Source organism: Pricia sp. (assembly GCF_041745955.1).
GTDB lineage: Bacteria > Bacteroidota > Bacteroidia > Flavobacteriales > Flavobacteriaceae > Pricia.
On sequence record NZ_JBGTHY010000078.1, the window covers coordinates 1 to 8,429 of the forward strand.

Below are 8,429 nucleotides of genomic sequence, written 5' to 3' on the forward strand. Positions count from 1 at the left end.
GATGATAGCGGCCTCAGAGGCGAAAAGTTGCAGGTCACATCCCGCGGGCACTAGAATCACTTTTGAAGATTCTTCAGGCGATAAGGGCAATTGGTATTTTAGGGGTGGATCGCGCTTTTCGTAATTCGGAATGCTATCGCGCGCCTCGTACGTTAAACTTGGAATATCCTTGGAAAATGCTTCCCAGTTTTTTTTCGCATGGGCATCTACCGCCCAAAGAATACCCTGTTTCATCAACTGTTGAAATCCCGGATTGTTCCAAGTGCGTTCATCATGGCCGTAAGCGGTATAGAAAACCTTTCCTTCTCCATGTTGTTTTACCCAGGTCCACGGCTCCCGATGGTCTCCTTCCACACGTTCCATCAACACGGTAATATCGTCCGCGATTTTGTCGTGTACATAGGTCTCGTCCCATGTTGAGAATTCCTCCAGACCTTGCATGGCAGGGTGTGCTTTATTTACAATGGTAGTGCTGAAGGTGCCCGTACCGTGTTCCATAAACTGGGCACCGACCAGATCGATGTATTCGGGAGAATTCTTAAAACAAAAGCTGGCGGAATGTATGGGGATAAAAGCCTTGCCTTCGGATACAAAATCGAGCAATGCCTTTTCTTGGGCAGGTTGGATGCTCTCGTGATTGGCGTAAACAATCAGGCCGTCGTATAAATTTAGTTTTGCTGCATTAAGGTCATTGAGCTCTTCCGAATAGGTTATGTTGATACCCTCTTTCGTCAATGCGGTGGCCAAAATCGGGAAATAGGCCCGTGAATTGTGATGCTCAAGTTCGTGACCCAGAAAAAGTAACTCTATACGCCTTGGGGTGTCATCGGCAAATTCCTTTTTAGCATCGGATTTACAACCAACTAAAAAAATTAGGGGTAGAAGTAGGCAGACAAATCTTTTCAAAATAGTTTTCATGGCCCTCTAGATAAAACGTGTCAACAATATTAGCCATAAATTTGACTGAAAACGGACTTTCATTTGTCCATTTCCGACTTTATTATATCACTAAATCTAAATTTTAGTATTTTTAAGGATAAATTAGTTGTTCAAATAACATATCGCATCCAATGAAATCTGCCTTACAAAAATCACCAATACCACAGACACATGCCTTTGTGGCAAAACATTTGAAAGAACCTATTTTCGATCCCAATTGGCATTTTCATCCAGAATACCAATTGTTTATGGTTTTAAAAGGAAGTGGTACCCGGTTCATCGGGGATAATGTGAAACCTTTTAAGCCGGGCGATATCACCTTTACCGGTCCCGATTTGCCCCATTTATGGCGTAGCGATCAAGAAACGGCAGCGGTAAACACCCCCAACCCTTGCGAGGGAATCGTGGTCTATTTCAATGAAAATCTTGTGGGCAATACGCTATTGCAAAAGGAAGAAACGATACGCATCCGCCAGTTGTACAAAAAAAGCCTGCGAGGATTGGACGTAACGGGTAAAACCGGAAAAACAGTCCATAAAATGCTTTCAAAACTGCTCGGTTTACAGGGTTTCGACGGTGTTTTGGAATTACTCAAAATCTTGAACATCTTATCCCAGAGCAACGAACTAAGGCCCTTGGCAAGTGCCGGATATACCAATAGTTTAAGGGAGGGCGACACCGAACGTATGAACAAGGTCTATGTCTACGTCATGAAAAGATTTAGGCAGAAAATGGCCGTTGCCGAACTTGCCGCTCTTACCAATATGACCCCAACTTCGTTCAGTAGATATTTTAGGATACATGCCAATAAGACTTTTTCAGAATTCGTAAGCGAAATACGGATCGGTCATGCCTGCAAACTCTTGATAGAAAAGAAAATGAATGTTTCCCAAGCCTGTTATGCGAGTGGTTTTCAGACTTTATCCAATTTTAACAAACAGTTTAAAACGATAACAAAGAAAACTCCTATGGCTTATAAGCAAGAGTACCAAGTGGTTTAACGGATTACCCCGTAGCATCTCGATGAAGTTTTTAACTCAATTTCCATAGGCTTTATCCAAAAATAGATATCGTGCATCGTTTTCAGCCTTTTGCATCTTGCTTTCGGTATCGATAATCATCACGGGAGGTTTGGTATCATTGCTAATCGGCCCCTAGGTAAAGGCTCCGCCCGGAATCTCAGCGGAATTCCATCCTAAGATCAAAGGCACCTGCGCCTGCTGCTTGCTTTCAAATATTTCAGGAAGGGATTTCGGCAAGAAATACCCATCGATGACCATGGGAAAACCGAAGCGTTTGGACTCATTATACATTTCATAGATTTCCCTAGTACTCAATTTTCGGAAATCTGCCATACTTGTATACCCCGCATTTTTCAGGAATTCATCCCCTTGTTTTTCGGCTTCGGCCAAAGGTACGGGCGCCATGGTCGGATGGATGGCCGCCCCGCTCTCACCTATCGCGCCCGTGATCAGATTTTTTGACAAGGACGATGCCATTTGGGCACTCTCCCCAATAGAACCTGCGGATTCGCCTGCGATGGTTACTTTTTTAGGATCTCCGCCAAAAGCTGCAATGTTTTTCTGCACCCATTGCAAGGCCATGTGCTGATCCAATTGCCCGTAGTTGCCCGATGCCTTGTAAGGTGCCTCTGCGCTGAGTTCGGGGTGTGCCAGATTTCCGAAAACGTTCAATCGAAAAAAGGATATTAAATATTTATTGTCTCAATTTGTTACAATAACACTTTGTTTTTATCAAATTTTAACCTTCTTTTGAATAAAAATAATTTTTTGGAAGAAAAAAAAAGTTTGCGACCTCCGTCAAATGAAGAATTTATGCCACACTTGGCGTATGATTCCGTGGTTTTTGGATTTAATGGAAAACAGCTAAAAATTCTTGTGTTGGAATATCACAATACTGACTTTTTCGCCCTTCCCGGCGGCTTTGTCAAACGGGATGAAAATGTGGATGATGCCGTAAAAAGAGGGCTACAGGAAAGAACTGGACTTGTGAATATCTACTTGGAACAGTTCCACACTTTTGGGGATATTTCCCGCCCCGAGCCAGATGTCATGCGGACCATCTTAAAAAATAATGGATATAAAGTTGATAGCGATTATTGGATGTTCGATCGTTTTGTCTCTATTGGGTATTATGCGCTTATCAATTATGAAAAGGTGAATCTAAGACCGGATGAACTTTCCGATTCCATTAATTGGTACCCTTTGGATGGTCTGCCAAATTTAATGATGGACCATCACCACATTGTTGACAAGGCCTTGGAAACCCTTCGAGAAAATCTAGACAAAAAATTATTAGGTATGAATCTGCTACCCCAAAAATTTACGATGAAAGATTTGCAAAAAGTATATGAGTCCGTGCTGGAAGAACAATTACTCCGAACCACCTTTCAGCGAAAAATGCTGTCCAAGGATATTCTTGTCCGGAACGAAAAATTATTTGGCGGAGGGGCGCACAAGGCGCCTTACTTATATAGTTTCAAATCACAAAGCATCGAAATACCAATGGAAACGGTATAAGCATTTTCAGTTCTTTTCCTTGAAAAATCAGTAGCTCCAGTTTTACTAACCTATTAAATCAAATACACATGAAAAAAACACTCCCTATTTCAATTTTAGCACTTGCACTAAACTTATTTATTTCTTGCAAAGAAGCACCGAGTAAAGCAAAAGAGGCCACGGAAACAAACCAAGATGTGACAGAAGAGGTCCAAAATTTCGGCGGTTTGGCGCTCTACACCGTCCGGGACACTATGGGAACAGATCCAAAAGGTACGCTCAAAGCTGTGGCAGCTGCGGGCTACAAGAATATCGAGTCCGCCGGGTATGCCGATGGAAAATTTTATACGATGTCACCTACCGATTTTAAAAATTACGTGGCGGAACTGGGACTAACTCCGATCAGTGCCCATCAAGGTTCCGTAACGTTGGAAAATGCGGATGCCATGATGGGCGATGTCAAGGCCGCGGGATTCGAATATTTTGTGGTCCCGGTGCCGCCAATGGGACTTTTTAAATCCGATCAGGCAACCATGAGCATGACCGGCGGGGCGGCCAACTTGGCCCAAATTCTCGATACTTTGGGTGAAAAAGCCAATGCAGCAGGACTCAAATTATTGTATCACAACCACGATTTTGAATTCAAAAAAGACGGGGATGGCATCGTAACCATCGACTATCTGTTGGAAAACTGTAATCCCGAATTCGTCAACTTTCAGATGGACCTGTATTGGGTTACCATGGCCGGGGCAGATCCTGTCGCCTATTTTGAAAAATATCCGGGCCGGTTTAAGATATGGCATGTGAAAGATATGGACGACCAAGGCCGGTTTGCGCCTGTTGGAACCGGAACCATAGATTTTGCCAGCATTTTGGCCAAAAAAGACCTCTCGGGTATGGAATACTATATGGTAGAACAAGACATGACCTTCGACGGACTGAAACCGTTGGAAGCCATTAAAATTAGCCATGAGGGTTTGAAGGAAATTGGGTTTAAATAATCCTTTCCTGTCCACATTCCCTCGATTTACATGTTGTTCACTTGCCAAAAAACGTCGTTGACGGATTTTTTAGATCCCTATCCATGACTTAGGATAAATTTATTTGCTAAAAAAATCTGGGCATTGCATGACCAAAGAAACATTAAATCACACCAATATGAAAAAAAGCATTGGATTTTTAGTGTTGTTTACCCTTTTGTTTTCGGAACACAACCTCTTGGCACAGAGCGAAGTCAAGACCGGCGAGAATGTCGCCGTGACGAATACGGAATCGGGGAAAGTCCGTGGGTATATCCACAATGGAATCAGTACCTACAAGGGTATTCCCTATGCCCAAACGGAGCGATTTATGCCTCCCAAAAAAGCTTCCGCGTGGGAGGGCGTTCGAAGTTCGACCACCTACGGCCCGGTCGCTCCCTTGATGACCCCGACCACCGAAGTACAGGATGAACCCGAATTCGTTTTCGACCACGATTGGGGCTATACCAACGAAGATTGTCTGCGCATCAATATTTGGACACCTAGCATTGGTGACAGCAAAAAAAGACCCGTGCTTTTTTGGATCCATGGAGGCGGCTTTACGGCAGGATCCAGTCAAGAACTTCCCTCGTACGATGGTGAAAATCTCAGTAAAAAAGGCGATGTGGTCGTGGTTTCCATTAACCATCGATTGAACATTTTGGGTTTTCTGGACCTTTCCGCCTACGGCGAAAAATACAAGCATTCCGCCAACAACAGTATTTTGGATATGGTCGCAGCCCTCGAATGGGTCAAAACGAACATTTCCAACTTTGGTGGCGACCCAGATAATGTGACCATTTTCGGGCAATCGGGCGGTGGTGCCAAAGTGAATACCCTACTGGCGATGCCAAAGGCCAAAGGGCTGTTCCATAAAGCGGTCAACCAAAGCGGCTCTTTTCGTACCGCAATGTTAGAAAAATCAGATACACAGGCCATTGGTGCCGAGGTTATGGCGGAACTGGGTCTGACCCCAAATCAGGTCGATAGCCTACAAACGATTCCGTTCGAAAAACTAAGTGCGGCCGGCACCAAGGCCCTAAATAAAATCGAGGATAAAATGAAGGCCGAGGGGAAACCTATCATGGGATTCGGACTCAATTGGGGCCCGAGCCGTGATGGGGAAAATCTGCCCTATCCATTGTTCGCCCCAGAGGTTTTTGAACTTTCCAAAGACATCCCTTTATTGATCGGCACAGTTAAAAATGAATTTGCCCCTTTTGCCAACATGCGTTTTGTCGGGGCATCCGAAGAAACCATAATGAACCATATCAAGGAAACGTATAAGGAAAAGGCGGATGCCTACATACAGGCGGTCAAAAAAGCGTATCCCATGGATACAGACCCAAAGGATTTGCTGGATGTCGACACGATGTTCAGGCCTGGGGCGGGCAACAGGCCAACGAAAAATCATCCCTTCAAGGGGGCGCACCTGTCTATATGTACTTGTTCACATGGCAATCGCCCGTGTTCGACGGAAAATACAAATCCCTGCACTGCATGGAACTTCCCTTTGTTTTCGACAACATTGAACGCGCCAAAAATATGACCGGCGGTGGACAGGAAGCACACGGACTCGCCGATACGATAAGCCAAGCCTGGATCAATTTTGCCAAGACAGGAAACCCCAACCATTCCGGTTTGCCGGAATGGCCTGCCTACAATTCTACAAATACGGCAACCATGCACCTTGACCTTGCTAGTGAGGTCAAGCCGCAACTGGACAAGGAACTGTTCGCCTTGGTCAACGACCTATAATTTAAATCGTATAAGAACTCAAAATGAAAACTCAAAAAAAATCGCTACAACTATTAAGTTTATCACTACTTGTTCTTGTCATAGGCCGTAGCCAAAAATTCAAGGAAGAGAAAAAAATTGATTTCAATATTGTAAAAAATGAGGACGGAAGCAACTTGGGCTACAATTTTGTATAACAACTAAAACTGATATCAAAATGATAAAAAAAACTATAATCGGGTTGGGAATTATATTGATCATTATTCAGTTCATCCGTCCTGATAAAAACGAATCGAATGATCGTACTTATGATATTTCTACAAAATATGAGGTACCCAACGATGTAAATCATCTCATGCAGGTTTCCTGTAACGATTGCCATTCCAACAAAACGGAATATCCTTGGTATGCGAATGTGCAACCCGTTGCGTGGTGGCTTGATCATCATATCGATGACGGCAAAAAACATTTGAACTTTTCTGAGTTTACCAAAACACCGCTCTTTGTTCAAAACCATAAGTTTGAAGAAATCATTGAAATGGTAGAAGAAAAAGAAATGCCATTACCGTCATATACGAATTTAGGTTTGCATGAAGAGGCAAACCTCTCTGATGCGCAACGTGAAACGATTATGGAATGGGCCAAAGTACAGATGAATTACCTGAAAGAAACCTACCCTGCGGACAGTCTTAAATTTCCAAAACGAGATATTCCTCCACCATCTAAGTAAGGCCTTGTCCAGACAGCCGAATATTATCAGAAACGGAATTTCTGTACGTTTGGAAAAAGAAAATATTGTCGATCAACCTAAAAGACAAATTGACCCCCTCCTCCGAAGAACGCATACAGATTAGCAAGGAAAAAGCTCCTGAATTTTATTGATAGATGGATTCTTAAATCAATTCCAACCCTACTAAATTAAATGCTAATCTAGTTTTATACAACAGTTCCTGCCTCCCAGAGAACACCACTACTCCTTCCAATTATCGAATCCCCAAAATGGATCACAGCAAACCTTGAGAGGTTCATCGCAGACTTTTTCGGGTTCATCGCATTCTCAAAAAATGTCTGATTTTGGGGCGTACGTTTGTCCTGTAAATCAGTAATAACCGTCTGCACTAAAGCAGACCTAAAATTAAATATCATGAAAAAGTTTCTAAAGAGTTCCGTAGTATTAGCCCTTACGTTTGTTACAATGACAAGTATGGCAAACAATCCTAAAATCAGTTTGAAATCCGCAGACGATTCAAAAAGCCTTGTTCTTGAAATGGATGCCCAATCCAATGCATTGAATATCAAATTGATCGATGAGAATGCACAGACCATTTATTCGGAGAATATCCTAGATGTGAATTATGCCAAAATGTTCAACCTGAAAAACCTTGCGGTCGGCACCTATTATTTTACCGTTGAGAATACGGTATCATCCGTAGTTTACACGCTTAATGTGAACAGTAGCGGGGTAACGATCGCGAACAAAGAGGAGAACTCGCCTAAACCGATTTTTAGAAAAACAGGCGATAAAGTGTTTGTCAACCTATTCAATGGAGATCAGCAAAAAGTTGATATCGAAATCGTCGATAGCCGTAACAGGATCGTTTATAAGGAATCGATCAAAGGCGAACTGATTATTGGCAAAGCCTTCAATTTTGAAAATGCGGTAAAAGGCAACTATACCATTAGGGTAGCAGACGGCGAAGAGACCTATTATCAGAACATCTCAATTGGATAAAGAAGTGGACTCCGAACTGTAAATTTGTTTGTTAGTGGAAAACGGTCATTGAAGTAAACCAAGGGCCGTTTTCCTGTTATAAAAGCTTTCAGCTATTAACTGTGCTGTAAAGTCCGTTCAATTTTCATCCGTTAGCCTTCCGCTCTTTTGATTATCTTGGCAATTCATATCATCCCTTTTAATGCAACTTAATTTTACATCCTCAAAAAAACAGCAAAGAGTAGCCCTACACATTTTAGTCTGGGCGGCGCTTTTTTCTTTACCATATATTTTTGCGCTACAGGCCGAAGAAGGTGGCCCACGCTCGGTATTCGTAAGTAAGATACTTTATCTGAACACGGTCATGAACGTTTTTTGGGCGTCGACATTCTACTTGAACACCCTCTTTCTGATTCCCAGATTGCTCTACCGAAGAAAAATAGTCTTCTTTGTAGTGGCCAATATAATCTTACTTACCGGAATACTGTTCATCAACCGATGGCT

General features: G+C 42.8%; 9 protein-coding genes and 1 pseudogene. 8 read left to right on the forward strand and 2 right to left on the reverse strand.

What is annotated here, in order from left to right:
• On the reverse strand, positions 1–918 hold a 918-nt coding region (locus ACEW8S_RS02545; RefSeq protein WP_373516616.1), incomplete at its 3' end, for a ThuA domain-containing protein.
• 152 nt (positions 919–1,070) lie between these two features.
• Here ACEW8S_RS02545 and ACEW8S_RS02550 point away from each other — a divergent pair.
• On the forward strand, positions 1,071–1,940 hold the full coding sequence (locus tag ACEW8S_RS02550) for an AraC family transcriptional regulator (RefSeq protein WP_373516617.1): 870 nt from the start codon (positions 1,071–1,073) through the stop codon (positions 1,938–1,940).
• 153 nt (positions 1,941–2,093) lie between these two features.
• Here the strand turns inward: ACEW8S_RS02550 and ACEW8S_RS02555 are convergent, their stop codons facing one another.
• Positions 2,094–2,633 (reverse strand): carboxylesterase family protein, encoded by a 540-nt coding sequence (locus tag ACEW8S_RS02555; RefSeq protein WP_373516618.1) that lies wholly within the window; start codon positions 2,631–2,633, stop codon positions 2,094–2,096.
• A gap of 141 nt (positions 2,634–2,774) precedes the next feature.
• Here ACEW8S_RS02555 and ACEW8S_RS02560 point away from each other — a divergent pair, with 141 nt between their 5' ends.
• From ACEW8S_RS02560 to ACEW8S_RS02590, 7 genes and pseudogenes are all read left to right on the forward strand, one after another.
• The gene (locus tag ACEW8S_RS02560; RefSeq protein ID WP_373516619.1) at positions 2,775–3,479 is read left to right on the forward strand and encodes an NUDIX domain-containing protein; all 705 of its coding nucleotides are present in this window, start codon (positions 2,775–2,777) and stop codon (positions 3,477–3,479) included.
• A 68-nt stretch (positions 3,480–3,547) separates the two neighbouring features.
• A complete protein-coding gene (locus ACEW8S_RS02565; protein ID WP_373516620.1) occupies positions 3,548–4,459 on the forward strand; it encodes a sugar phosphate isomerase/epimerase family protein in 912 nt (303 codons plus the stop codon).
• 157 nt (positions 4,460–4,616) lie between these two features.
• Positions 4,617–6,026 (forward strand): carboxylesterase/lipase family protein, encoded by a 1,410-nt coding sequence (locus tag ACEW8S_RS02570; RefSeq protein ID WP_373516621.1) that lies wholly within the window; start codon positions 4,617–4,619, stop codon positions 6,024–6,026.
• Positions 5,918–6,235, forward strand: a complete 318-nt coding sequence (locus tag ACEW8S_RS02575; protein WP_373516622.1) for a carboxylesterase family protein — start codon at positions 5,918–5,920, stop codon at positions 6,233–6,235. The genes ACEW8S_RS02570 and ACEW8S_RS02575 overlap by 109 nt, the downstream gene beginning before the upstream one ends.
• A 196-nt stretch (positions 6,236–6,431) precedes the next feature.
• The gene (locus ACEW8S_RS02580; protein WP_373516623.1) at positions 6,432–6,944 is read left to right on the forward strand and encodes a heme-binding domain-containing protein; all 513 of its coding nucleotides are present in this window, start codon (positions 6,432–6,434) and stop codon (positions 6,942–6,944) included.
• A gap of 414 nt (positions 6,945–7,358) precedes the next feature.
• Positions 7,359–7,946 carry a hypothetical protein gene (locus ACEW8S_RS02585; RefSeq protein WP_373516624.1) on the forward strand — a complete coding sequence of 196 codons (588 nt, stop codon included), beginning with the start codon at positions 7,359–7,361 and terminating at the stop codon, positions 7,944–7,946.
• Between the two features lie 181 nt (positions 7,947–8,127).
• Positions 8,128–8,429: pseudogene (locus ACEW8S_RS02590) on the forward strand (hypothetical protein); the annotation flags it as partial.